At 65.5% G+C, this 25291-nt stretch carries 21 protein-coding genes; 12 read left to right on the top strand and 9 right to left on the bottom strand.

The features are described 5' to 3' along the window. Positions 1–27 precede the first annotated feature (27 nt). The 5 genes from ACVMB1_RS11590 to ACVMB1_RS11570 all read right to left on the bottom strand — a co-directional run bounded on the left by ACVMB1_RS11590 (position 28) and on the right by ACVMB1_RS11570 (position 7535). Positions 28–897 (bottom strand): NAD(P)-dependent oxidoreductase, encoded by an 870-nt coding sequence (locus ACVMB1_RS11590; RefSeq protein WP_057020005.1) that lies wholly within the window; start codon positions 895–897, stop codon positions 28–30. 3 nt (positions 898–900) lie between these two features. Next, positions 901–2032 (bottom strand): peptide chain release factor 2 gene (gene prfB, locus ACVMB1_RS11585; RefSeq protein WP_141342568.1). Its coding sequence is split into 2 segments (ribosomal slippage): positions 901–1962 and positions 1964–2032, totalling 1131 coding nucleotides; the frame shifts between segments, so codons are not numbered across the junction. Positions 2033–2138: 106 nt separating this feature from the next. After that, positions 2139–4640: a penicillin-binding protein 1A gene (locus ACVMB1_RS11580; RefSeq protein ID WP_028332239.1), complete on the bottom strand. Its 2502-nt coding sequence runs from the start codon at positions 4638–4640 to the stop codon at positions 2139–2141. Between the two features lie 237 nt (positions 4641–4877). Then, positions 4878–6188 carry an N-acetylmuramoyl-L-alanine amidase gene (locus ACVMB1_RS11575; protein ID WP_057020002.1) on the bottom strand — a complete coding sequence of 437 codons (1311 nt, stop codon included), beginning with the start codon at positions 6186–6188 and terminating at the stop codon, positions 4878–4880. Between the two features lie 615 nt (positions 6189–6803). Continuing rightward, positions 6804–7535: a hypothetical protein gene (locus ACVMB1_RS11570; RefSeq protein WP_283812361.1), complete on the bottom strand. Its 732-nt coding sequence runs from the start codon at positions 7533–7535 to the stop codon at positions 6804–6806. A gap of 21 nt (positions 7536–7556) precedes the next feature. On the opposite strand from ACVMB1_RS11570, the gene ACVMB1_RS11565 reads away from it, so the two are divergent. Together ACVMB1_RS11565 and ACVMB1_RS11560 are read left to right on the top strand one after the other, a co-directional pair. After that, positions 7557–10073 carry an Rne/Rng family ribonuclease gene (locus ACVMB1_RS11565; RefSeq protein ID WP_456816150.1) on the top strand — a complete coding sequence of 839 codons (2517 nt, stop codon included), beginning with the start codon at positions 7557–7559 and terminating at the stop codon, positions 10071–10073. A 106-nt stretch (positions 10074–10179) separates the two neighbouring features. Then, positions 10180–11412 carry an NAD(P)/FAD-dependent oxidoreductase gene (locus ACVMB1_RS11560; RefSeq protein WP_141342716.1) on the top strand — a complete coding sequence of 411 codons (1233 nt, stop codon included), beginning with the start codon at positions 10180–10182 and terminating at the stop codon, positions 11410–11412. A 10-nt stretch (positions 11413–11422) separates the two neighbouring features. On the opposite strand, the gene ACVMB1_RS11555 is transcribed toward ACVMB1_RS11560, so the two are convergent. After that, complete coding sequence (locus ACVMB1_RS11555; RefSeq protein WP_057020000.1) at positions 11423–12757, bottom strand: dicarboxylate/amino acid:cation symporter; 1335 nt, start codon at positions 12755–12757, stop codon at positions 11423–11425. 219 nt (positions 12758–12976) lie between these two features. Next, a complete protein-coding gene (locus ACVMB1_RS11550) occupies positions 12977–14164 on the bottom strand; it encodes a pyridoxal phosphate-dependent aminotransferase (RefSeq protein ID WP_057019999.1) in 1188 nt (395 codons plus the stop codon). Positions 14165–14391: 227 nt separating this feature from the next. Here ACVMB1_RS11550 and ACVMB1_RS11545 point away from each other — a divergent pair, with 227 nt between their 5' ends. The 10 genes from ACVMB1_RS11545 (at position 14392) to ACVMB1_RS11500 (ending at position 24612) form a co-directional block, all read left to right on the top strand. After that, positions 14392–15798 carry a M48 family metalloprotease gene (locus ACVMB1_RS11545; protein WP_057019998.1) on the top strand — a complete coding sequence of 469 codons (1407 nt, stop codon included), beginning with the start codon at positions 14392–14394 and terminating at the stop codon, positions 15796–15798. An 87-nt stretch (positions 15799–15885) separates the two neighbouring features. Continuing rightward, on the top strand, positions 15886–16653 hold the full coding sequence (locus tag ACVMB1_RS11540; RefSeq protein WP_057019997.1) for a DsbA family protein: 768 nt from the start codon (positions 15886–15888) through the stop codon (positions 16651–16653). A 391-nt stretch (positions 16654–17044) separates the two neighbouring features. After that, positions 17045–17863, top strand: a complete 819-nt coding sequence (locus tag ACVMB1_RS11535) for a DUF1236 domain-containing protein (protein ID WP_057019995.1) — start codon at positions 17045–17047, stop codon at positions 17861–17863. A gap of 337 nt (positions 17864–18200) precedes the next feature. Continuing rightward, positions 18201–18674: a type II 3-dehydroquinate dehydratase gene (gene aroQ, locus ACVMB1_RS11530; protein WP_057019994.1), complete on the top strand. Its 474-nt coding sequence runs from the start codon at positions 18201–18203 to the stop codon at positions 18672–18674. 52 nt (positions 18675–18726) lie between these two features. Then, positions 18727–19224 carry an acetyl-CoA carboxylase biotin carboxyl carrier protein gene (accB, locus tag ACVMB1_RS11525; protein WP_141342713.1) on the top strand — a complete coding sequence of 166 codons (498 nt, stop codon included), beginning with the start codon at positions 18727–18729 and terminating at the stop codon, positions 19222–19224. Positions 19225–19248: 24 nt separating this feature from the next. After that, a complete protein-coding gene (gene accC / locus ACVMB1_RS11520; RefSeq protein WP_028344933.1) occupies positions 19249–20607 on the top strand; it encodes an acetyl-CoA carboxylase biotin carboxylase subunit in 1359 nt (452 codons plus the stop codon). A gap of 99 nt (positions 20608–20706) precedes the next feature. Next, positions 20707–22236 (top strand): sensor histidine kinase, encoded by a 1530-nt coding sequence (locus tag ACVMB1_RS11515; protein WP_246786695.1) that lies wholly within the window; start codon positions 20707–20709, stop codon positions 22234–22236. After that, positions 22233–22673, top strand: a complete 441-nt coding sequence (locus tag ACVMB1_RS11510; RefSeq protein ID WP_057019991.1) for a response regulator — start codon at positions 22233–22235, stop codon at positions 22671–22673. The genes ACVMB1_RS11515 and ACVMB1_RS11510 overlap by 4 nt, the downstream gene beginning before the upstream one ends. Further along, entirely contained in the window at positions 22670–23761 is a 1092-nt protein-coding gene (locus ACVMB1_RS11505; RefSeq protein ID WP_076832255.1) for a sensor histidine kinase, read from the top strand. The genes ACVMB1_RS11510 and ACVMB1_RS11505 overlap by 4 nt, the downstream gene beginning before the upstream one ends. 236 nt (positions 23762–23997) lie before the next feature. Next, positions 23998–24612, top strand: a complete 615-nt coding sequence (locus ACVMB1_RS11500; protein ID WP_141342711.1) for a hypothetical protein — start codon at positions 23998–24000, stop codon at positions 24610–24612. Positions 24613–24637: 25 nt separating this feature from the next. Here the strand turns inward: ACVMB1_RS11500 and ACVMB1_RS11495 are convergent, their stop codons facing one another. Both ACVMB1_RS11495 and ACVMB1_RS11490 read right to left on the bottom strand, forming a co-directional pair. After that, positions 24638–24964 carry a BA14K family protein gene (locus ACVMB1_RS11495; RefSeq protein ID WP_229191252.1) on the bottom strand — a complete coding sequence of 109 codons (327 nt, stop codon included), beginning with the start codon at positions 24962–24964 and terminating at the stop codon, positions 24638–24640. A gap of 11 nt (positions 24965–24975) precedes the next feature. Continuing rightward, positions 24976–25284, bottom strand: coding sequence for a hypothetical protein (locus ACVMB1_RS11490; protein WP_141342709.1), 309 nt, complete (start codon positions 25282–25284; stop codon positions 24976–24978). Positions 25285–25291 lie beyond the last annotated feature (7 nt).

Raw genomic sequence — 25291 nt, 5'->3', positions numbered from 1 at the left:
ACCCGATTTCCGACAATGGCGGCCCGCCTATTTCGGCCGCGACACGATCTCGATCATCTGGCCCTCGTCGGCGTCGGGCGCATGGGCCTTCGCCTTGTCGTAGGCGGCGAGCGCGGCGCGGCTCACGGGCACGCCGGGCAGCAAGGTCTCGGCGAGCCGCACGGCGTAGTCGGCATCCTTGTGGCGCAGCGCCGCGGTGAACGATGCGCCGGAGAAGTTGCGGTCGATCATCCGCTTGGAGTGGCGGATCACCTGCGGGCTCGCCACCGCGCCGGTCGCCAGCGCCTCGGCCACCAATTGCATGTCGAGGCCCGCCTGCTCGGCGATCGCCACGCCCTCGGCGAGGCTTGCGATCTGCACCGCGCCGATCAGGTTGTTGATCAACTTGAACACAGTGCCGGTGCCAACCGCGCCGAAATGGCGGATCGTGCTGCCGATCGGCGCTAGGAACGGCCGCGCCCGATCGAGATCGGCGGGATCAGCGCCCACCAGCAGCGTCAGCTTGCCGGCCGCCGCCGCCTCCGGCAGGCCGGTGACCGGGCAATCGATGTAGACCAAGCCACGGCTCTGCAGTTCGCGCGCCATCTCGACCGTGTGCTGGTACGAGACCGTGGAGCATTCGATCGCGAGCGTGCCGGCCTTCATGTTGGCGGCGGCGCCGTCCCTGGTCAGCCAGACCGCGCGCGAGGCTTCGTCGTCGGCGACCATGGTCACGACAGCATCGGCGTCGATTGCGGCATCCTCCGGCGAGGTCGCCCACAGCGCGCCGCGAGCGATCAGGTCCGCGGCCTTGGCCTTGCTGCGGTTCCACACGGCGACCGTGAAGCCGGCATCGAGGTAACGGCCGGCCATGCCGTGGCCCATGCGTCCCAATCCGATGAAAGCGACGCGCGGCATGGGCTAATCCACATCCTCAACGGAACCGGGCCCGGTGCCGAAGGCACGCTGCGCCAAGGTCGCCGCCATGAATTCATCGAGGTCGCCATCGAGCACCCCCGACGTGTCGGAGGTCTGCACACCGGTGCGCAGGTCCTTCACCATCTGATAGGGCTGCAACACATAGGAGCGGATCTGGTGACCCCAGCCGATGTCGGTCTTGGCGGCCTGATCGGCGGCAGCCTGCTCCTCGCGCTTCTTCAGCTCGATCTCGTAGAGCCGCGCGCGCAGCATGTCCCAGGCCTGCGCCCGGTTCTTGTGCTGGGAGCGGCCGGCCTGGCAGACCACCGCGATGCCGGTCGGGATGTGCGTCAGGCGCACCGCCGACTCGGTCTTGTTGACGTGCTGACCGCCGGCGCCGCCCGACCGCATGGTGTCGGTGCGGACATCGGACTCCTTGATCTCGATCTTGATGGAGTCGTCGATCACCGGGAAGATCTGCACCGACGAGAACGAGGTGTGCCGCCGCGCGTTGGAATCGAACGGCGAGATGCGCACCAGGCGATGCACGCCGGCCTCGGTCTTCAGCCAGCCATAGGCGTTGTGGCCGCTGATCTGGATGGTGGCGGACTTGATGCCGGCCTCTTCACCCTGGGATTCTTCGAGGAACTCGATCTTGAAGCCGTGCTTCTCCGCCCAGCGCGTGTACATGCGCAGCAGCATCTGCGCCCAGTCCTGGCTCTCGGTGCCGCCGGCGCCGGCATGGACTTCGAGATAGGAATCGAACTTGTCGGCCTCGCCCGACAGCAGCGCCTCCAGCTCGCGCCGGGCGACCTCCTTCTTGAGATCCTTGAGCGCCTTCTCGGCCTCGGCGACCACGCCCTCATCGTTCTCGGCCTCGCCGAGCTCGATCATGCCGATATTGTCCTCGAGCTCGCGCTCGACCTTGCCGATGCCTGAGAGCGCGTCCTCCAGTGAGGTACGCTCCTGCATCAGCCGCTGGGCCTTCTGGGGATCGTTCCAGAGATTGGGGTCTTCTGCGAGCTTGTTCAGCTCAGCGAGGCGTGCCGTCGATTGTTCGACGTCAAAGATGCCTCCTCAGCAGCCCGACTGACTGCTTGATCTCTTCAACAAGGCGTTCGATTTCCGCGCGCATGGTCTTTCAGGTGTTGGCTAAAAAGGTTCCGGGGGATGTAGCGACCGGCGCGGCAAAGCGCAATCGACTTGGCCGCACTATCCCGGCGATTTGGCCGGACAGGCCGCTAGTAAAGCCCCCCGGTTCCCGGACGCATGAAGAAGCCGCCATCCGGCTGCGCCCCATTCTGCGACGGCTGCGGGCCAGGCGCAGGGCCGCGCCCATCGGCATCGGCGACGCCGATGACCGAATAGTTCTCCGGCGGCGCGGTGCCCGGCTTGAAGGCTTCGAGGATGGTGTTGCCGCCGTCGCCGGGACCGGCGCGCATGCCGGTCTTGGCGTCGACGCGGATCAGCTTGATGCCGGCCGGAACCTTGAACGGCGTCGGCGGCTTGTCGGCGAGCGCAAGCTTGAGGAAGTCGCGGGCGATCGGCGCTGCGACGTGGCCGCCGGTGGCGGCGCGGCCGAGATTGCGCGGCTTGTCGTAGCCCATGTAAACGCCGACTGCGAGATCCGGCGAGAAGCCGACGAACCAGACGTCCTTCTCGTCGTTGGTGGTGCCGGTCTTGCCGGCGATCGGCTTGCCGACCTCCTTCACGACGGTCGCGGTGCCGCGCTGGACCACACCTTCCATCATCTCGGTGATCTGGTAGGCGGTCATCGGGTCGAGCACCTGCTCGCGGCGGTCGACCAGCTGCGGCTCCGGCTGGCTCTTCCAGCCCCCGGGCGCGTCGCAGCCGCGGCATTCGCGGGTGTCGTGCTTGAAAATGGTATGCCCGTAGCGATCCTGGATGCGATCGATCAGCGTCGGCTTCACCCGGCGGCCGCCATTGGCGAACATCGAATAGGCCGTGACCATGCGCATCACGGTCGTCTCGCCGGCACCCAGCGCATACGACAGATAGTTCGGCAATTCGTCATAGACGCCAAAGCGCTTGGCGTATTCGCCGACCAGCGGCATGCCGATGTCCTGCGCGAGCCGCACCGTCACGGTGTTGAGCGAGCGCTGCAACGCGTTGCGCAGCGTGGTCGGGCCGTAATATTTGCCGGTCGAATAGTTTTCCGGACGCCACACGCCGGCGCCCTGCCCCTGATCGATCTCGATCGGCGCGTCGATCACGGTGGTCGACGGCGTATAGCCATTGTCCAGCGCCGACGAGTACACGATCGGCTTGAACGACGAACCCGGCTGCCGGTAGGCTTGCGTCGCGCGGTTGAACTGGCTCTGGTCGAACGAGAAGCCGCCGACCATCGCGAGCACGCGGCCGGTCCACGGATCCATCGCCACCATGGCGCCGGACACTTCAGGCAATTGCCGCAGGCGATACTGGCCTTCGACCGCGTTGCCGTCCTTGGTCACCAGCGGATCGGCGTAGATCACGTCGCCCGGCTGCAGCACCTGCGAAACGGCGCTCGGCGCCTTGCCCTTGGTCTTGGCCCAACGTACGCCGTCCATCGTGATGATGCCGGTCTGCCGCTCCTTGCTGACCGCGCCGCCGAGTTCGCGGCCCGGCTGGAAGCCGATCCGCGCCGACTGATCGCTGGTCTCGAGCACGACAGCCATCCGCCACGGCGAGATGTCGGAGAGCGACTTCACGTCGGCAAGCTTGACGCCCCAGTCACCGGAAATGTCGAGCTTGTGCAGCGCCCCGCGCCAACCCTGCGCCTCGTCGTAATTGACGAGCCCCGCGACCATGGTCTTGCGCGCCATCACCTGGATCTTGGGATCGAGCGTGGTGCGCACCGACAGACCACCCTCGTAGAGCTTCTTTTCGCCGTAGCGCTCGAAGATGTCGCGGCGGACCTCCTCGGCGAAATATTCGCCGGCGAAGATATGCGCGCCGTTCGAGCGGCTGGTGACGTTGAGCGGGTCCTTGCGCGCCTTGTCGGCGTCGGCCTGCTTGATCCAGCCGTTCTCCAGCAGACGATCGATCACATAATTGCGGCGCTCGATCGCGCGGTCGCGGTTGCGCACCGGATGCAGCGCCGCCGGCGCTTTCGGCAGCGCGGCGAGATAGGACGCCTCCGCAATCGTCAGCTCGTTGACCGACTTGTCGAAATAGACCAGCGACGCCGCCGCGATGCCGTAGGCACCGAGGCCGAGATAGATTTCGTTCAGATAGAGCTCGAGGATGCGGTCCTTGGAATAGGCGCGCTCGATGCGCATCGCCAGCAAGGCTTCCTTGATCTTGCGGCTGAACGAGACCTCGTTAGTGAGCAGGAAGTTCTTCGCGACCTGCTGGGTGATGGTCGAGGCGCCCTGCGGGCGACGGTTCGAGCCGTAGTTCTGCGCATAAAGGATCGCAGCGCGCGCCATGCCCTGATAGTCGATGCCGCCGTGCTCGTAGAAGTTCTTGTCTTCGGCGGCGAGGAAGGCGTTGATCACGAGCTTCGGCACCGCCTGGATCGGCAGATAGAGCCGGCGCTCCTTGGAGTATTCGCCAAGCAGCGCGCCGTCGGCGGCATGCACGCGGGTCATCACCGGCGGCTCATAGTCCTGCAGCTGCGAGTAGTCGGGCAGATCCTTGGAGAAATGCCAGATGGCGCCAGCGACGGCGGCGACACCGACCAGGAACACGACGGTTCCGGCGGCGAACAAGAAACCCATAAACCGCACGAGCAGGCGCATTATCGACGTTCCGTTCCTACCCTCCGGCGCTCAGTCGTCAGAAGCGCCTGTCCAAAAGTGCGAAAGCCTCACACAACGAAGCTTTGGCCCAGCGAGCCACCTTGCGCACGCGAGTATACAAGAGCCGCCGGACAATATGGTCGATTCTGCGGACCTGCGGTCCATTGTCTATACCGTCGCGGCTGTGGCCAAACTAGGGCTTCGGCGCAACGGCCCCGGCTTTTCAGCGAGCCGATTTCACTTTGCCGACCCGGCAGTTGCCAGCCGTTTGGCGAAGAACGTGTCGATCGCCTGCACCATCGAGCCGACCGCCTTGTTCCGCCAGCTCTCCGAGACCAGGTGCTCGAGGTCCCCCTTGTTGGAGACGTAGCCGATCTCGACCAGCACGGACGGCACGTCGGGCGCCTTCAGCACCCGGAAGCCGGCCGATTTGAGCGGATGCTTGTGCATCCGCACCGTGGTCTTCATCTCGTCCATCAGAAGACGGGCGAAGCGATTGGAAAACGTCTTGGTTTCACGCTGCGCGAGGTCGATCAGGATGTCGGCGACCTCGGTCGGTTCGTCGGTCAGGTTCACCCCGCCGATGGCGTCGGCCTTGTTTTCCGCCTCCGCCAGCCGTTCGGCCTCGGCGTCGGAGGCCTTGTCCGACACCGTGTAGATCGTGGCGCCCTGGGCATCGCCCTCGCGGCGCGGCAGGGCGTCGGCGTGGATCGAGACGAACAGCGCCGCGGACTGGGAGCGCGCGATCTTCACCCGATCGTTGAGCGGGATGAAGGTGTCGTCGGACCGCGTCATGACCACCCGATACTTGCCCGACTTCTCGATCCGGTCGCGCAGGGCAAGGCCAAAGCCGAGCACCAGGTTCTTCTCGGTCTGGTCGCCGGATTGCGTGCCGTTGTCGATGCCGCCGTGACCGGGATCGATCACGATCAGCGGGCGCGCGTCGGTGACCGCGACCGGCGGCAGCGCCGCCGAGGTGACGGCCGGAATGGTGGCGGTGGTGGATTCGGAAATCGCCGGTTTCGATTCGGGCCGGCTCGCGGGCGCCAGCGACTGCACGAAGCTGGTGCGGTCGACCTCCTCGAAGTCCAGCACAAGCCGCGGCGGCTGGCCGTTGGCGGCGTCGAGCACGTAGGAATTCGCGATCTTCACCGGTCCGGTCAGGTCGAACACGATCCGCGAGCCGCCGGGCATCACGAGGCCATAGCGGAACGCCTTCACCAGGCCCCGCCCCGCCGAGCCGGTGCCGGCCGCGAGCTGAAAATCGACCTGCGGGATATCGACCACGACGCGGTAGGGGTCAGCCAGCGGGAAGGCGCGAAATTCGATCTTGCGGTCGAGGTCGAGGATGAATCGGGTCTGCTTGGCGTCGCCGGCGAGCCTGGCGCCGGATGCGACCGGGAAATTCGGGGAGCTCGCGGCCGGCGCAGGCGGGCTGTTCTGCGGGCCCTCAGCGGCGCTCGGGGCGCCGGCAATGGCAAACACCGATGTTGCGGCGCAAAATAGCCCGCATCCCAGAAAAACAAGGTGTTTTGCGCGGTTCGCCACCCGATTCGTAGCCTCCCAGCTGCTTCTTACCGCATTAGAACCACACGGTTAATCGCCCCCTAATGACGCTCCGGCGAAAAGAACCGAGTGTTGCGGCGGCGTGACGCTTCCCTTGCACGCGGCGGTCAATCCACGTATGTACGAGGTGCTGACGGCTAGTACTCCCGGTTGTGTCGCGTTCAGCCTCCCGGTGCAGCGGTGGAACCTTCCTGATCGAAGATCCCGCCGTGTTTTTCCGGTCCCTCCCCAGCCAGCGCCGCGCGCGGCTGACACGGAGTGGCGGATTCAAGCCCGAGCGGCGTCCGGTCCCAGGCACACTCCCTCGCCAGAGGGACGGTTTGAGACAAGGCATAACCGATTATCCGGTCCCTTGGGGCCTCGATATGCGATGGCCGGCAGGCGCTTCGGCGCCAGACGGGGCTTTCAGCAAAAGATACGGCGGTATTTTTCGCCGCCAACATGTTTAGACGGGCCGACGCTTAATGCGCCAGACTGCATTGCCGACCAGGATCCCCCGAATGATCGCGCTGACGCGAGGTGAAAACTTCGCCCGTCGCATCATCCCGGTGAGTTCCCGTCCGGCGCTGCGCCGCGAGATGCGTTTCGGCCTTCCCCTCACCCCCGAATCAGGTGGACCGTCGCGTCACCGGGCGGCGCAGTTTGCGCGCGCCATGATCCGCGCCCGCCGCCGTCAAGAGCTCCAAAATGCCCAACAAGATGTTGATCGATGCCACCCACCCGGAAGAGACCCGGGTCGTCGTGGTCCGTGGCAATCGCGTCGAAGAGTTTGATTTCGAGACCGCCCAGCGCAAACAGCTGCGCGGCAACATTTATCTCGCCAAGGTTACGCGCGTAGAGCCGTCGCTGCAGGCCGCCTTCATCGAGTATGGCGGCAACCGGCATGGCTTCCTGGCCTTCAGCGAAATCCATCCCGACTATTACCAGATCCCGGTCGCCGACCGTCAGGCGCTGATCGAGGCCGACGAGCGCGCCCATCGCGAGGCCGAGGAAGAGCACGAGAACCGCGGCCATCGCCGCCGGTCGCGCCATCGCAATGCCCGTCGCCGCGGCCATGGCGAGCGCGTCCAGAGCGAGGTGATCGAGGGCGCGAACGACACCCAGGCGCTGCCCACCATCGAGGCCCACGAACATCCCGTCGATGCCGAGCATCATGAACATGATGCCGGGCACCAGGATCACGGCGTGGTCGCCCACGAAGGCCACGAGCATGAGGCGCATGATCATGCGCATCACGAGGACCATGAGCATCACCATGATCATGACCACGACGATCATGGCGACCACGATCATGGTCACGACGACCATCACGACCACGATCATGCCCATGATCACGACCACGCCCCCGAGGTGAGCGAGGCGGCGGTTGCCGACGCCCCCTCCGACCCCGTCGTTGCGGTGGTCGAAGCCTCCGCCGCGTCGGCCGCGCCCGAGACCGTCGAGACGGTCGAGGTCAATCATGAGCCCGAGCGCGCCCATGAGGAGCAGATCGAGGAAAACGCCGCGCATGCCGACGACGCGCCGCATGTGGCTTCCGACGAGGTTCACGCCGATGAGCACGCGGTCGCCGAATATGGCGCGCTCGCCGAGGTGGTCGCGCCCGAGACCGGGCCTGGCGACGAGGCCGGCGAAGATGACGAAGAGGATGACGGCGAGGAAGGCGAGGAAGAGGACGTCGTCGAGTCGGTCGGCGGCGACGACGTGCTCGAGGAGGTTCCGGAGCGCCCGTTCCGTCCGCGCCGCCAGTACAAGATCCAGGAAGTGATCAAGCGCCGGCAGGTGATGCTGGTGCAGGTCGTCAAGGAAGAGCGCGGCAACAAGGGCGCCGCGCTGACCACCTATCTGTCGCTCGCCGGCCGCTACGCCGTGCTGATGCCCAACACCGCGCGCGGCGGCGGCATCAGCCGCAAGATCACCTCCGCCCAGGACCGTTCGCGGCTGAAGGAAGTGGTGCAGGATCTCGACGTGCCCGAGGGCATGGGGATCATCCTGCGCACCGCCGGCGCCTCCCGCAGCAAGCCGGAGATCAAGCGCGACTTCGAATATCTGATCCGGATGTGGGAAACGGTGCGCGACCTGACGCTGAAGTCGCAGGCGCCGACGCTGGTCTACGAGGAAGGTTCGCTGATCAAGCGCTCGCTCCGCGACCTCTACAACAAGGAGATCGACGAGATCCAGGTGGCCGGCGAAGCCGGCTACCGTGAAGCGCGCGACTTCATGAAGATGCTGATGCCGGCCAATGTGCGCGCGGTGAAGCAGTATCGCGACGGTCAGCCGCTGTTCTCGCGCATGGGCGTCGAAAGCCAGCTCGACGCAATGTTCTCGCCGACCGTGCAATTGCGCTCCGGCGGCTACATCGTGATCAACCAGACCGAGGCGCTGGTCTCGATCGACGTCAACTCCGGCCGCGCCACGCGCGAGCACCATATCGAGGACACCGCGCTCAAGACCAATCTGGAAGCGGCGGAAGAAGTCGCGCGCCAATTGCGCCTGCGTGACCTCGCCGGCCTGATCGTCATCGACTTCATCGACATGGACGAGAAGCGCAACAACCGCGCGGTCGAGCGCAAGCTGTCCGACTGCCTGCGCCAGGACCGTGCGCGGATCCAGGTCGGCCGCATCTCGCATTTCGGCCTCTTGGAAATGTCGCGCCAGCGCATCCGCGCCAGCGTGCTCGAAAGTTCGACGGAGCCCTGCCCGCAATGCGGCGGAAGCGGTCACGTCCGTTCGGTCTCGTCGGTGGCGCTGCAGCTGTTGCGCGGCATCGAGGAAATCCTGATGAAGGGCGCGACCCACAATCTGGTAGTCCGCACCCGCACCGACGTCGCGCTCTACGTGCTCAACCACAAGCGCGGCCATCTGCGCGACCTCGAAGACTCCTTCCGGGTTTCGCTGTCGATCGTCGCGGACGCCACGGTGCATGGCCAGCAGTCCTACATTATCGACCGCGGCGAGCAGGTGCATACGCTCGAAGCCGCCAAGGCGCTGCTCGCTGCGCAGGCTGCCGCTGCGCCGGCCCAGGCCGAAGAGGCCGATGACGAGGAAGAACTGTTCGAATACGAGGCCGAGCTCGAAACCGACGAGACCGAGGGCCTCGCCGACGAGCGGGCGGCCGGCGATGAATCGGGCTCCGCCGAGGGCGAAGGCGACGGTCAGCGCCGCAAGCGGCGCCGCCGGCGCCGCGGCCGCGGTGGCGGCAGCGAGGCGCGTGAAGGCGCCCAGCAGCCGCGCGAGGACGGCGATCTCATGCATGTCCTGCCCGAAGGCACCGAGGCGGTTGCCGCCGCCGATGCCGAAGGTGATGAGGACGAAGGCGACGAGCAGCAGAGCGCTGCCCGCGACGACCAGGCCGGCAATGGCGATCGCCGTCCGCGGCGCCGCGGACGCCGTGGCGGCCGCCGCCGGCGCGGCAGTGGCGGACCGGATGACGGTCTCGCCGGATCGATCTCCGATGAGTTGAGCCCGGCGGCGACGTCGGAGGCCTCCGACGCAGTCGCCGATTTCGATAGTCATGACGCGGAGCCGGCTCCCTCGCTGGCGCAGCCCGAATTGGTCGCCGAGCCGCCGGAGTGGCAGCCGACCGAGGTCGCCCCCGTCGAGCCGGTCGCGGCACCCGAGCCCGAAACTGCCGCGGCGTCTGCCGCCGAGGACACTGCCGAAGGCGACCGCGCGCAGCGTCGCCGCTCGACGGTGCGCGAAAAGGTCAACTTCGCATCGAGCCCGCAGCCCGAGGCATCAGCGGCGCTGGTTCAAAGCCCGGCGGAGGAAGCTGCCCCTGAGCCGGCCGCGGCTGCTCCAGAGCCGGCTGCGGCCGAGGCTCCGGCCCGCAAGGGCTGGTGGTCGCGCCGCTTCGGCGGCGGCAACTAGCACCACCTGCAAGTCAAAACGCCCGGCTCGCGCCGGGCGTTTTTATTGAACAGGCAATCCGTTCGTCAGATGCCGGCGCAACGGAGCCTGACGGAGACGGATCCCAATGCAAAGCGCGATCGTTCTTGGCGGCGGCATGGTGGGTGTCAGCACGGCGCTGCATCTGCAGCGCCGCGGCTGGTCGGTGACGCTCGTCGACCGCAAGGAACCGGGCCGCGAAACCAGCTACGGCAATGCCGGCATCATTCAGAGCGAAGCGGTTCGGCCCTACCCGATGCCGCGCGATCCCGCCATCCTCGCCCGGATCGCGATGGGGCGCACCAACGACGTGCGCTACCGCCTGGCGTCGCTGCCGCAGCATGCCGGCCCGCTGCTGCGCTATTGGTGGAACTCGACGCCCGAGCGGCACCGCGAAGCCACCATCGCGTGGGCGCGCCTGATCGCCTACGCCACCGCGGAGCACGACACGCTGATCCGCGACGCCCATGCCGACAATCTGATCCGCCGCGCCGGCTATCGCCTGCTGCATCGCGACCCGGCCGCGCTGGAGCAGGCCATTGCAATCGCCGAGGAGAACCAGCGCGACTTCGGCGTGACGTTTCGCGTGCTTGATGGCCGCGAGCTCGCCGAGGCGGAACCGTTGCTGCGCGACGACCTGCCCGGCGCCATTCACTGGCTTGGGCCCTGGACCGTGTCGGACCCCGGCGGACTTGTTTCCGCCTATGCCGGACTGTTCGAACGTCTCGGCGGCACGCTGCTGCGCGGCGATGCGCAGACGCTGACGCAGACGACGTCCGGCTGGTCGGTCGACACCAGTGGCGGCCGGATCGATGCCGCCCACGTTGTGGTCACGCTCGGCCCGTGGTCACCGCAATTGCTGCGCAAGTTCGGCTACCGGATCCCGCTAGTACGCAAGCGCGGCTACCACATGCACTACCAGGGCGGCCGCTCGCTCGACCTGCCGCTGGTCGACACTGCAAATGGCTACGCGATGGCGCCGATGGCCAAGGGCATCCGCATCACCACCGGCGCGGAGCTGACCAGTCCCGACGCACCGGCGACGCCGATCCAGCTCGGCTACGCCGAAGCGGCGGCGCGCGAGCTGATCGAGATCGGCAGCCGCGTCGAGCCCGAACCGTGGTTCGGCACCCGCCCCTGCACAACCGACATGCTGCCGGTGCTCGGGCCGGTGCCGCGGCATCGCGGGCTGTGGGTGAATTTCGGCCACGGCCATCAGGGCTTCACGCTCGGCCCCGCGACCGCGCGGGTGCTGGCCGAAACGATGAACGGCGAGGCATCCGCGGTGGACACCTCGCCGTATCGGCTGGACCGGTTCTAACTAAGGAGAACTAGTCCGTCGTCAACGCGGTCTCCATGTCGGTTGGGTCGACCTGTTTGGCGAGATTGGCATTGAGCTTGTCGCGGTCGAGCTCACCCTCCCACCAGGCGACGATCACGCAAGCCACGCCGTTGCCGCACAGATTGGTCAGCGCGCGGCACTCGCTCATGAACTTGTCGATGCCGAGCACGATCGCCATGCCCGGCACCAGCCGCGGATCGACCACCGCAAGCGTCGCCGCCAAGGTGATGAAGCCGGCGCCGGTGATGCCGGAGGCGCCCTTCGAGGTCAGCATCGCCACGATCAGGATGGTGATCTGCTGGCTGAAGGTGAGATCGAAGCCCAGCGCCTGTGCGATGAACAGGGTCGCCAGCGTCATGTAGATGTTGGTGCCGTCGAGGTTGAACGAATAGCCCGTGGGCACCACGAGGCCGACCACCGATTTCGAGCAGCCGAGCCGTTCGAGCTTCTCCATCAATGACGGCAGCGCGCTCTCGGAGGACGAGGTGCCGAGCACGATCAATAGCTCGTCCTTGATGTAGGCCAGGAACTTGAAGATCGAGAACCCCGCGATCCGCGCGATGATGCCGAGCACCACGAACACGAACAGCGCGGCGGTCAGATAGAATGTCGCGATCAGCCCCATCAGGTTGAGGATCGCGCCGGTGCCGAACTTGCCGATGGTGAAGGCCATCGCGCCGAACGCGCCGATCGGCGCCGCCCGCATCACGATCGAGATGACGCCGAACACGGCGTGCGCGGCGTCGTCGATGAACGAGCGGATGGTGTGGCCGCGCTCGCCGAGGCCCATGATCGCGAAGCCGAACAGCACCGAGAACAGCAGCACCTGCAGGATCTCGCCCTGCGCGAATGCACCGACCACGGTGTCCGGAATGATGTGCAGCACGAAGTCGACGCTCTTCTGCGCCTCCGCCTGCTTGGCATAGCCGGCAACCGCCTGCGCGTTCGCCGCCGCATTGCCGAAGCCGGCACCGGGCCTGACCAGATTGCCGACGAGCAATCCGATCACCAGCGCGAAGGTCGAGACGACCTCGAAATACACCAGCGCCTTGACACCGATGCGGCCGACCTTCTTGGCATCTTGTATATGGGCGATGCCCGATACCACGGTGCAGAAGATGATCGGCGCGATCACCATCTTGATCAGCTTGATGAAGCCGTCACCGAGCGCCTTGATCCACTCGTTGGTGGCAAGGCCCGGCCACAACCAGCCGACCAATGCGCCGAGCACGATCGCGATCAGGACCTGGACATAGAGAACTTTATACCACGGCTTGCTGCCGGCGCTCGCCGGCGCAGCCGTGACAACGGTTGCCGTTGCCATGTGTCACTCCCCCTCAGAAATGGCGGAAACAGCCAAGATCAACTTGGCGGTTCAAGTCAAATGGAACTGTGTGGGCCCTGCCGCTTATCCGCGATGATCCGCCCGCCACAGTGCCGGCGAAACCACGGCACTGCGCTGCGAAACCGATCCGAAAGGCAAAGCGAACGCCGGAAGGCTCTTGATGGCTCTTGGAGTTTGAAGGCTCCTGGAGTTCGCGGGCTATTTAAGCCAATGCGCGATCCGTGCAACTGCTTCCTGCATCTCCGCGGCCGAGCGTGCATAGGAAAAACGGATGAAGGCGCGGCCGTGGATCGGATCGAAATCGACGCCGGGGGTCGCCGCGACATGCGCCTTCTCGAGCATCTCGCTGGCGAAGGCGAAGCTGTCGGAGGTGAAGTCGGAGACGTCGGCATAGAGGTAGAACGCGCCGTCAGCGGGAAGGAATTTGGTCAGGCCGGCCTTCGGCAGCCCTTCGATCAGGATGCGGCGGTTCTCCTGATAGCCGCGCTTGATCGCCTCCATCTCCTCGCGGCCTTCGAACGCCGCTTCGGCCGCGATCTGCGACAGGGTCGGCACCGAGATCGACAGGTTCTGCTGCAGCCGCTCGATCGGCCGCACCAGCACGTCGGGCACCACCATCCAGCCGACACGCCAGCCGGTCATGCAGAAGTACTTCGAGAACGAGTTGATCACGAGCGCGTTCGGCGACAGCTCTGCGGCCGTCACCGCAGGAAACGCATAGTCGAGCCCGTGATAGATCTCGTCGGAGATGAAGCGGATGCCCGCGCTGTCGGCGGCCGCCATCAGGGTCGACAGCGCCTCGCGCGACATCATGGTGCCGGTCGGGTTGGCGGGGCTGCCGACCAGCACGCCCTTCAGCGGCGCCTTGCGATGGGCGGCGAGCAGCGCCTCGCCGGTCAGGGCATGGCGGGTGTCGCCGGAGGTTTCGATCAGCACCGGCTCGCAGCCCAGCGCGGTCAGGATATGCCGGTACGGCGGATAGCCCGGCACGGTCACGGCGACCCGGTCGCCCGGCTCGAACATCGCAAGAAACGCCAGGATGAATCCACCCGACGAGCCGGTCGTGACGATGATGCGCTCAGCGTCTACCGCGCAACCATACGTGTCGCTGTAGTGCCGGGCGATGCGTGCGCGCAGCGAGGGAACGCCGAGTGCCGAGGTGTAGTCGATCCGCCCGTCCGCAAGCGCGGCCTGCGCGGCCGCGATCGCCGGCTTCGGCGCGCCTGCGGCAGGCTGCCCCACCTCCATATGGATGACATGGCCGCCGGCGGCCTCGATTCGCGCGGCCGCCGCCATCACGTCCATCACCATGAACGGCGGAACATCGCTCCGTCCGGACGCTGTCAACAGGCTGCCTACACGGTCTCTCGGTGTCGCTTCACGCATGGATTTCTGCTATTGCACGGCCGCTGCCGAATTCGGGTTCCCGTTACCGGCTGCCGCCCCAGACTGGCCGCATTCGGTGGCTCCTTATAACGCTTTCAGGCCTAGTGAATACCCGGTTCGCGTGAAGAAGAACTGCAAAAACAACAGACTGCGCCACGCGCCTGATCCGGTCGGGCCCGGAACACGGACTTGTGCCGGCGCGTCCAGTCATCGCCGATAGATCGCCCATGCTGTTCCGCCTCGCGCTTCGCACCAGGACCTTCAAGCTGACCGCGCTCATGACCGCGGTTGCGCTCGCGGTCGGCCCCGTGGTCCCTGCGCGAGCCCAGCAAAAAGGCCCGCCGGTGCTGCGCGACACCGAGTCCGAGCAGCTGTTGCGCGAATACACAAGGCCGATCCTGCGCGCCGCCGGTCTGGAGAAGCAGAACATCCAGATCGTGATCATCAACGACGGCTCGTTCAACGCCTTCGTCGCCGACGGCCGGCGCATCTTCGTCAATTACGGCGCGCTGCTGCAATCGGAGACGCCGAACCAGATCATCGGCGTGCTGGCGCACGAGACCGGCCACCTCGCCGGCGGCCATCTCGCCAAGATGCGCGAGCAGCTGGCGCAGGCCCAGACCCAGATGATCATCGCGATGCTGCTCGGCGTCGGCGCGCTTGCCGCGGGTGCGGGCGGCCGCGGCGGCGGCAATGGTCTCTCCAGCGCCGGCGCCGCGGCGATCTCGGCGCCGCAAGCGGTCATTCAGCGCACGCTATTGTCCTATCAACGCCAGCAGGAAGAGAACGCCGACCGCGCCGGCGTCAAGTTCCTGAATGCGACCGGACAATCCGCCAAGGGCATGTACGAGACGTTCAAGCGCTTCACCGACGAGAGCCTGTTCGCCTCGCGCGGGGCTGACCCTTATCTGCAGTCGCATCCGATGCCGGTCGATCGCGTCTCCGCGCTACAGGAACTGGCGCGCTCCAGCCCCTATTGGGACAAGAAGGACGATCCGGCGCTGCAGCTGCGCCACGACATGATGCGCGCCAAGATCTCGGGCTTCATGGAGCGGCAGGACACGGTCTACCGCCGCTATCCGCTGTCCAACACCAGCCTGCCGGCGCGCTATGCACGCGCGATCACGACCTATCTGCACGGCGATCTGCGCTCGGCGATCGCGCAGATCGACGGCTTGATCCAGGTGCAGCCCAACAATCCCTATTTCCATGAATTGCGCGGCCAGGCGCTGCTCGAAGGCGGCCGGCCGGCCGAAGCCATCGCGCCGCTGCGCCGCGCAGTGCAGCTCTCCAGCAATTCGCCGTTGATCGAGATGCTGCTCGGCCAGGCGCTGGTCGCCTCGGACAACAAGGCCTACACCGACGAGGCGATCAACATGCTGCGTGCCGCGGTGGCGCGCGAGCCAGAGGCGCCGCTCGGCTATACCCAGCTCGCGATGGCCTATGGCCGCAAGGGCGACTATGCCCAGGCCGACCTCGCCTCGGCGCAGGCCGCCTATCTCCGCGGCGACACCAAGACCGCCCGCGATCTTGCGTCACGCGCCAAGACGCGGTTCGCGATCGGCACGCCCGGCTGGGTCAAAGCTGACGACATTGTGAGCGCCAAGCCCATGCCGGGTCAGAAAAACAACTAGAAATAAACCGTAGTTCCATACAACGATCACCTAAACCGGCTCACGGCCCCGCCGTTTTTTTGAGCCACCGCGAACAAGGATTTTGTCATGCCAGCGCTTCGTTTTCTTGCCCCTGCCCTGCTCGCGCTCGGCGTTTGCGCCGCGCCGCTTCCGGCGTCCGCGCAGAGCTTCACCGACACCCAGCGCGGCGACATCGAGACCATCGTGCGCAACTATCTGATCGCGCACCCGGAGGTGCTCGAGGAGGCGATGAACGAGCTGAGCAAGCGGCAGGCCGCCGCCGAAGCCGAGAAGCATGAGCAGAGCGTCGCCAAGAACGCCGACACCATCTTCAATTCGCCGCGCGGCGTCATGCTCGGCAACAAGGACGGCGACGTCACCTTCGTCGAGTTCTTCGACTACAATTGCGGCTACTGCAAGCGCGCGATGTCCGACATGCTCGATTTGATGAAGGCGGATTCGAAGCTGAAGGTCGTGCTGAAGGAATTCCCGGTGCTGAGCCAAGGCTCGGTCGAGGCCGCGCAGGTCGCGGTCGCCGTGCGCATGCAGGATCCGACCGGCAAGAAGTATCTCGATTTCCACCAGAAGCTGCTCGGCGGCCGCGGCGCCGCCGACAAGGCGCGCGCGCTGGCGGTCGCCAAGGAGGTCGGTCTCGACATGGCGAAACTCGAGAAGGATATGGCGAGCCCCGAGGTGAAGGCGACCATCGAGGAGAACTTCCGCCTTGCCGAATCCATGGGCATGAACGGCACGCCGAGCTACGTGATCGGCAAGCAGGTCGTGATCGGCGCCGTCGGCGTCGACAACCTCAAGGAAAAGATCGGCATCGCCCGCTGCGGCAAGGCGACCTGCTGATCGCCGCTCCGACAGCGCTCATCGCGTACAAGATCCGGCTGCGATGCAGCCGGATTTTTTGTGGCCGCCACCGAACCGATTCCGCGCGGGTCGCAACCAAGGGCCGTCACCAACGACGCAAGTCGCGCGAGGCCGAAAATATAGCGCGACCTAATCTCGAGATCGAAGAGCATTTCGGCGGCTTCAATTTCGGCGGCGGCAACGGCCAGCTCGATCATGCGGGCGCGGAGTTCGACTGGGCCTGCGGTTGAAGCAGCCGCGCATTCATCTCGCGCGTTCATCGCGCATTCACCTCAAGAACAAACCGCAAGGAACCGCAAATCAACAGGAACATCGCACATGCTCTCCCGTTGTCGGCGCGGGCAATGCTGAAAAACGAGGAGGAATTGCGATGTCTAACCGCTTTCTGATTTCGGTCGCGGCGGCGGCTTTGATCGCCGGCACCGGTTTCGCGAACGCACAGGGCGCCGGCGGCGCCAACAAGGAAACCGGGGCCGGTGGTGGTGCGACCACGCAGCAGTCTGCACCGTCCGGTGGTGCGTCATCGGGCACCATGCAGCATGACAAGAGCGGCATGAAGGGTTCCGAGCATTCGACGACCGGTGAGTCGAGCACCAAGGGTGCGGAGTCCGACAAGTCCGGCACGGCCACCAAGGGCGCGCAGGACAGTACCCAAAAGTCGAAGGGCATGAGCTCGGAGAACGAAGCGACCAAGGGCTCCAAGGAGGGCTCGAAGGACATGAAGGCCGAAGGTCGCGACAAGAGCGGCAACATGAAAGCCGAGGAGCGTGACAAGAGCGGCAAGATGAACGCCGAGGGCCGCGACAAGAGCGGTGCCGGTGCCACGACCAACCAGAACGCTCAGACCAAGAGCCCGGCCGACCCCAACCGCGCGCAGACCAACGACACGAGCCGCACGCAGACCACGACCGGTAACGCGGCAACGTCGGCCACCGCGGCTCCGCCGGCCGAGAAGCGCAGCCAGATCACGACCGCGATCAAGTCGGAGCACGTGACCGAAGCCACCAACGTCAACTTTAACGTGTCGGTCGGCACCCGCGTTCCGGCTGACGTTCACTTCTACCCGGTGCCGGAGCGGGTCGTGACGATCTACCCGCAGTGGCGCGGCTATCAGTTCATCCTGGTCAAGGGCCGCTACGTGATCGTGCAGCCTGAGACCCATGAGATCGTCTACATCATCGAGGGCTAAACCGGCCTCGGTGCGAGGGCGCCCAAACGGGCCCTCGCCTTCATCTCGACCCCGCCCCCTTCGGGGCGGGGTCTTGCTTTCGGCCGCACCCCGCATCACGCAGTGGATGGCGGGCCGGAGCGCCCGCCAAGGGCAGCTTCCGCAAGATTTGGTTAATCAGCATTTTCCGCAGGTTAGGACAGTCATCTAACAGGGTGGAGGAAGTTGTTGAAGACGTTCTGATTTCACCTAAAGACTTCCCCTTCGGCCGGTTGTTACCTATAACCCGGCCCACTCCACCCCTTGTCGGACCCCCTCTCGGAACCTTTGGCCGGAACTCTTGGCAGGAAACTCTGGAATGGCTGCTGCCGGAACGATCTATGTGCTGAACGGCCCGAACCTCAATCTGCTGGGGACGCGCGAGCCGGAGACCTACGGCCATGCCACCCTCGCCGATGTCGAGAAGCTGTGCGCGGACACCGCGCGCCAGTTCGGGCTGAGCGCCGACTGCCGGCAGTCCAACCGCGAGGGCGAACTGATCGACTTCATCCATGAGGCCCACGCCAAGAAGGCGGTCGGCATCATCATCAACGCCGGTGGCTACTCTCATACCTCGATCGCGCTGCATGACGCGCTGATCGCGGTCAAGATCCCCGCGGTCGAAGTTCACGTCAGCAACATCCACGCCCGCGAAAGCTTCCGACACCACTCGTTCACTGCTAAAGCCGCCTTCGCGTCACTTTGCGGCTTCGGCATCGACGGCTACCGGCTTGCGATCATCGGCCTCGCCACCAGGATCGGCGTCAAGATCGACGCCAAGCCAAAGACATAATCGTCAATCCTGACGTTCCCCGTCACCAGACAAAGATTTTGGATCACAGAGCATGGCGCGCCAGCCAGACGACAAATCAACCGCAAAAAAGAACGACTCCAAGAGCGACGACAGCGCCCTCATTCGCGAACTCGCGCTGCTGCTTGCGGAAACCAATCTGACCGAGATCGAGATCGAGCGTGCCGGCCTGCGTGTCCGCGTCGCGCGCAACATCAGCATCGCGGCCTCGGTGCCCGCCGCCTCCGTGACGGGCGTTGCCGCACCGGCCGCCATTGCCGTCCCGGTGGCTGCGGCTGCGACCGATCTCGCCAAGCACCCGGGCGCCGTGCCGTCGCCGATGGTCGGCACCGCCTATTGGGCGCCCGAGCCGGGCGCCAAGCCGTTCATTGAAGTCGGCACCAAGGTCTCCGCCGGCCAGACGCTTCTGATCATCGAGGCGATGAAGACGATGAACCAGATCCCGTCGCCGCGCGCGGGCACCGTGACGCAGATTCTCGTCGAGGACGGCCAGCCGGTCGAATTCGGCGAGCCGCTCGTCATCATTGAATAGCTTCCGTCAACACCAGGCGCTGCGATGTTCGACAAGATCCTCATAGCCAATCGCGGCGAGATCGCGCTTCGCGTGCTGCGCGCCTGCAAGGAGCTCGGCATCTCGACCGTCGCGGTGCATTCCACCGCCGACGCCGACGCCATGCATGTGCGGCTCGCCGACGAGAGCGTGTGCATTGGCCCGCCGCCGTCGAAGGATTCCTATCTCAACGTGCCGGCGCTGCTCGCGGCCTGCGAGATCACCGGCGCCGACGCCGTGCATCCCGGCTACGGCTTCCTGTCTGAGAACGCGCGCTTCGCCGAGATCCTCGCCGACCACAATCTGGGCTTCATCGGACCGAAGGCCGAGCACATCCGCCTGATGGGCGACAAGATCGAAGCCAAGAAGACCGCCAAGCGCCTCGGCATTCCCGTGGTGCCCGGCTCGGACGGCGCGGTGACCTCGGAGGCCGACGCGCTCGCGATCGGCAGAGACATCGGATTCCCGGTGCTGGTCAAGGCGGCGGCCGGCGGCGGCGGCCGCGGCATGAAGGTCGCCCATACCGAGGCTGACCTCGCGCTCGCGCTCTCGACCGCGGCCAACGAGGCCAAGTCGGCGTTCGGCGACGCCTCGGTCTACCTGGAGAAATACCTGCAGAAGCCGCGCCACATCGAGATCCAGATTCTCGGCGACGGCCGCGGCGGCGCCATCCATCTCGGCGAGCGCGACTGCTCGCTGCAACGCCGTCACCAGAAGGTCTGGGAGGAAGGCCCCTCGCCCGTGCTCGCGGCGGCGGCGCGCGCCAGGATCGGCGAGACCTGCGCCAAGGCGATGCGGGACATGAAATATCTCGGCGTCGGCACCATCGAATTCCTCTACGAGGACGGCGAGTTCTATTTCATCGAAATGAACACGCGCATCCAGGTCGAGCATCCCGTCACCGAAAGCATCACCGATATCGATCTCGTGCTGGAGCAGATCCGGATCGCCGCCGGCGGCGACCTTCCGGCCAAACAGGACGACATCGCGATCATCGGCCACGCCATCGAGTGCCGCATCAATGCGGAGAACCCGCAGACCTTCCGTCCCTCGCCCGGACGGATCACGCAATTCCATCCGCCTGGCGGCCTCGGCGTGCGGATCGATTCCGCCGTCTATCAGGGCTATGTGATCCCGCCCTATTACGACTCGCTGGTCGGCAAGCTGATCGTGCACGGCAAGACCCGCGGCGAATGCCTGATGCGGCTGCGCCGGGCGCTGGACGAGATGGTGGTCGACGGGATCGAGACGACGCTGCCGCTGTTCCGCGCGCTGGTGCGCGAGCCCGACATCATCGAGGGCGACTACCACATTCACTGGCTGGAGCAGTACCTCGCCGGCCAGCCATCCGACGCCGCAAAATAGTTCGGAACTCCGTGGAACCCAGCCCTTCCTCAAACGTACTATAGGGTTATTGGCTTTCCACGGGGACGCGTTGAATCCCACTCCCATAGCGAGATCGTCGTGACGCTCGTTTCACGACGCCGGTCGACGTTACAGATCCTCCTGCTATCGGCGGGATTTTTCGTGCTGGTCGCGGTCAGCGTGGCGTCCGTCCTGCTGGTCAACAAGGCGCGCGAGGACAACGCCTGGGTGATTCACACCGTCGAGACCGACAGCCAGATTGCCAACCTGCTGCTCGACATCAGGCGCGCCGAAAGCGCGACCAGGGCGTATCTGCTGACATCAGCACCACAATACCTGTCCGAGTACCAGTCCGCGGCAGCAGGAGTCCCGGCCGCGCTCAACCATCTCCAGATGATGACCGTGGATAATCCGGCGCAGGTTGCCAATGCCGCGAAGCTCAAGGCCGCCGTCGAGCAACGGCTGGCCGAGTTCGCGCTCAGCATCGAGCGCGTCAAGAACAACGACACGGCGACCAGCATCGACGTCCTGCGCAAGACCACATCGACCGATGCGGTCGAGGCGATCGTCCGGATCGCCCGCGACATCCGCACCGAGGAGGATCGTCTGCTGGTGCTGCGCACCGCGACGGCGGACAAGACCCAGGTGCTGGCCTCCTCCGTCACGATCGCCGGCTCCTGCATGGTGCTGGCGCTCGCCGCTCTCTCGGTGGTGCTGCTGCGGCGATCGTCGCGGGCGCGCGACGAGGCCGAGGCCAGGTTGCGCGACAGCAACGTCAATCTCGAAACCATCGTTGACGAGCGCACCTCCGACCTGCGCGAGGCCAACGAGGAAATCCAGCGCTTCGCCTATATCGTCAGCCACGATCTGCGCTCGCCGCTGGTCAACATCATGGGCTTCACCAGCGAGCTCGAGGAACTGCGCGGCGACATCTTCAAGCGGATCGCCACGCTCAATCGCGCCGCCTCGCTGGCGCCGGCGATGCCGGAAGACGCGACCGATGTGGCCGAGCCAGAGCTCGAAGGCTCCGACAAGCAGCTATCCGACGACTTCAATGAATCGCTCGGCTTCATCAAATCGTCGATCGCCAAGATGGATCGCCTGATCAGTGCGATCCTCAATCTCACCCGCGAGGGCCGCCGCGAGTTCAAGCCCGAACGCATCGATCTGTATGAGCTGATCGACGGCATCGTCAAGACGATGGCTCACCAGGCCGTCGAGGCCAACGCGACCGTCGAGGTCGGCGCGCTGCCCAATATCGTCAGCGACCGCCTCGCGCTGGAGCAGATCTTCTCCAATCTGATCGACAACGCCCTCAAGTACCTCAGGAACGGCGTTCCCGGCGAGATTTCGATCGAGGGCCGCACCAAGCTCGGCTTCGCGATCTTCGAGGTCACCGACAACGGCCGCGGCATCGATCCGAAGGACCACCAGCGCATCTTCGATTTGTTCCGTCGGGCCGGAACCCAGGACAAGCCCGGTCAGGGCATCGGGCTTGCCCATGTCCGCGCACTTGTGCGCAGACTGGGCGGCACCATGTCGGTAGCATCGGAACTTCACAACGGCAGCACCTTCACGATCACGCTGCCCATCAATTGGTCAGGCAAGAACCGGGACAAAGTGACATGAGTGATCCAGTCACCATCATCATGATCGAAGACGACGAGGGCCATGCCCGCCTGATTGAGCGGAATATCCGGCGCTCGGGTGTCAACAATGAGATCATCCCGTTCACCAACGGTACAGAGGCGGTCAACTACCTGTTCGGCAAGGATGGCAGCGCCGTCGAGCGCAAGGGCCAGGCCCTGCTGATCCTGCTCGATCTCAATCTGCCCGACATGACCGGCATCGATATTCTGAGGCGGGTCAAGGAGAACAAATATCTCAAGTCGACGCCGGTGGTCGTGCTGACCACGACCGACGACTCCCAGGAGATCAAGCGTTGCTACGAGCTGGGTTGCAACGTCTACATCACCAAGCCGGTGAACTACGAAAGCTTCGCCAACGCCATTCGTCAGCTTGGCCTGTTCTTTTCCGTGATTCAGGTGCCGCCGGCTGCCGTATGACCAGCGCAACGCCGACACTGCTCTACATCGACGACGACGCGGCGCTGGCGCGCCTCGTCGAACGCGGGCTGACGCGCGCAGGCTACAAGGTCGTGCACGCCGCAAGCGGCCAGGAAGGCCTCGATCGGCTCGCCCAGGGCGGCATCGACGTCGTCGCGCTCGATCAGTATATGCCCGGCCTCGACGGGCTGGAGACGCTGGAGCAGATCCTCAAGATACCGGACGCTCCGCCGGTGGTGTTCGTCACCGCGTCGCAGGATTCGGCGATCGCCGTCACCGCACTGAAGGCCGGCGCGGCGGACTATCTGGTCAAGGACGTCAGGGGCGAATTCATTCCCCTGCTCCAGGTCGCGGTGAACGGCGCGATCCGGCAGGCCGCGCTCCAGAAGGCGCGCGACGAAGCCGAGGCCGAGGTGCACGCCTCGCGCGACCGCTATGCCGCGCTCGCCGCGGAGCGTGAGGTTCTGCTCCGCGAGGTCAACCATCGCGTCGGCAATTCGCTGCAGATCATCGCCTCGTTGCTGCATCTGCAGGCCAACTCCGCAAGCCAGCAGGATGTGAAGGCCGCGCTCACCAACGCGATGGGGCGCGTCGCGGCCGTCGCACAGGTGCACCGCCGCCTCTACACCTCGCACGACTTCAAGACGGTGATGCTCAACCAGTATCTCGAGGCGCTGCTCGAGGATCTCCGGCGATCGGCCGAAGGCAACAAGATGTCGCGGCTGACCTTGAAGGCCGACCCGATCGAGATCGATCCCGACCGCGCGGTAGCGATTGGCATCATCGTCAACGAGCTGGTCATGAACGCCGTGAAATACGCCTATCCCGACGGCGCCGGCCCGATCCATGTCGAGCTGAAGCCGCAAGGCGACGATCTGCAGCTCGCGATCAGCGACGACGGGGTCGGCTTTTCCGATAAGGCCGATCCGCGCGGCACCGGCATGGGCCAGCGGATCGTCAGCGCGATGGCAGCCAAGCTCGATGCCAGCGTCGAGCGCGACCCCGGCCACAAGGGCACCCGCTTCGTGGTGCGGTTCGCCCGCGTCAGCCCGGCGCTCGACAAATCGACAAGCGCCGCCGCCAGCTAATGCCGCCAATTTCAGCAAATTCGATTGATTTGTCCGGTTCGCTTTAACGACTGCGTCATGCTGTTGATGAATCGCGGCGCGCCAAGCCTGACCGATTAAGGAAGTTCTGGGCGTCCCTTGCGATGCTTGTGCCGACTGCTTGGCAGGAGCGGCACGCGATGTTCGGGCGCAGGCCAATTTTTGGAAAGAAGCAAGAGACGACCCAAGAGACAAACTCGGGCGAGCTCAAGGAGACCGTGCGTCCGGCGCCGGGCGCCGAGGGCGCGACGCCGGCTTTTCACAAGCAGCAGTGGGATCACCCGCTGATCGGGTCGATGCTGCGCGATGCAGGCTTCGCGCCTGCTGACGAAGCCAGCATCGTGCCGACGGCAGACAATCGCCTTGCCGTGTTCGCGGCGGCCAACAAGCGATTGCAAGACCGCACCGAGACCTTCAACCGCGACATGACGGCGCGGCACGGCCACTGCCACGCGGTGCCGTTCCTGGTCATCGACCAGAAGATCTGGGATGGACCGCATGGCGCGTTTCTCTACGCGCAGATGGGGCTGATCGGCTACGACGAGTGGAACGTGATCATGCTGGCAGGAGATCCGCAGACCACGGCGTCATGCGGCCTCGCAGGCCATCCCGGCTTCCTTCCATCCGTGACGCAAGTCATGACCGAGCATGTGATCACGTGGAAGGCGCGGCACAACGCTCTGCTCGAGACGTACGGAATCACCACGACCGGTGGCCGGGATATCTCGCACGAACAATACGAGATGGAAAAGGACACCTTGCGCAACGAAATCATCGACAAGGCCGGCTGGATGAAGCTGCGCATCATCGACAAGCTCTTGCGCAAGGCCTAGAGGCATCAAGCCTTTGCGAAGCGCCTCACTCGTGCCTGCCGCGGTGCCGGCGTGCGCGGTGCGGACGGCAGTCCTGGCACGGCGCGCCAAACACAACCTGCGACGGATAGGGTCGCGCGGAATGCCACGGCGTCGAGCCGAACAGGCCGGCCGCACCGAACCCCGCGCTGAAGGGATCGGCCGCGAAATTGCCGGGGAAATAGCCGTTGCTGCGAAAATCCCGGTCGTCGTCCCTGCCGTCGAAATACGCGCCGCCGGCGCTGCCGTAGCGCAACGGCCGCTGCTGGGCCGATGCCGCGGCTACGCTGAGCGCGATGGCGGCGCAGGCGATCAATCCTCTCATGGCGATCATGGCCAGAACCCTCATTGCGGAAGGGTGCCCCAGTCGCCCTTCCAGGCGATCAGGCGTCCCTTGCCGAATTGCAGATAGAGCCCGTCGCTGCGCCTCGACAGCACGCTGCCCCTGACATTGGGCAGCGCGACGAACAATTCATTGCCCGGCGTGCCGCGCACGTAATTCAGGGGAACGCCGAGCGACCGGCTGGCCTGGTCGGCGCTCATGCCGAAGGCGAGCGGAACGCTGTTCGGTGGCCGCTGCTGCGCGCGGGACGCGCCGGTCGATGCGCCGAGCCCGATGACGAGGGCAACGAGGAGTGCCGCGAAACGCTGCATGGCTGAC

It is taken from the genome of Bradyrhizobium sp. USDA 4504, assembly GCF_054063995.1.
The sequence above is the reverse complement of the archived record's forward strand: the minus strand, read 5'-3'. Positions and strand labels throughout refer to the sequence as shown.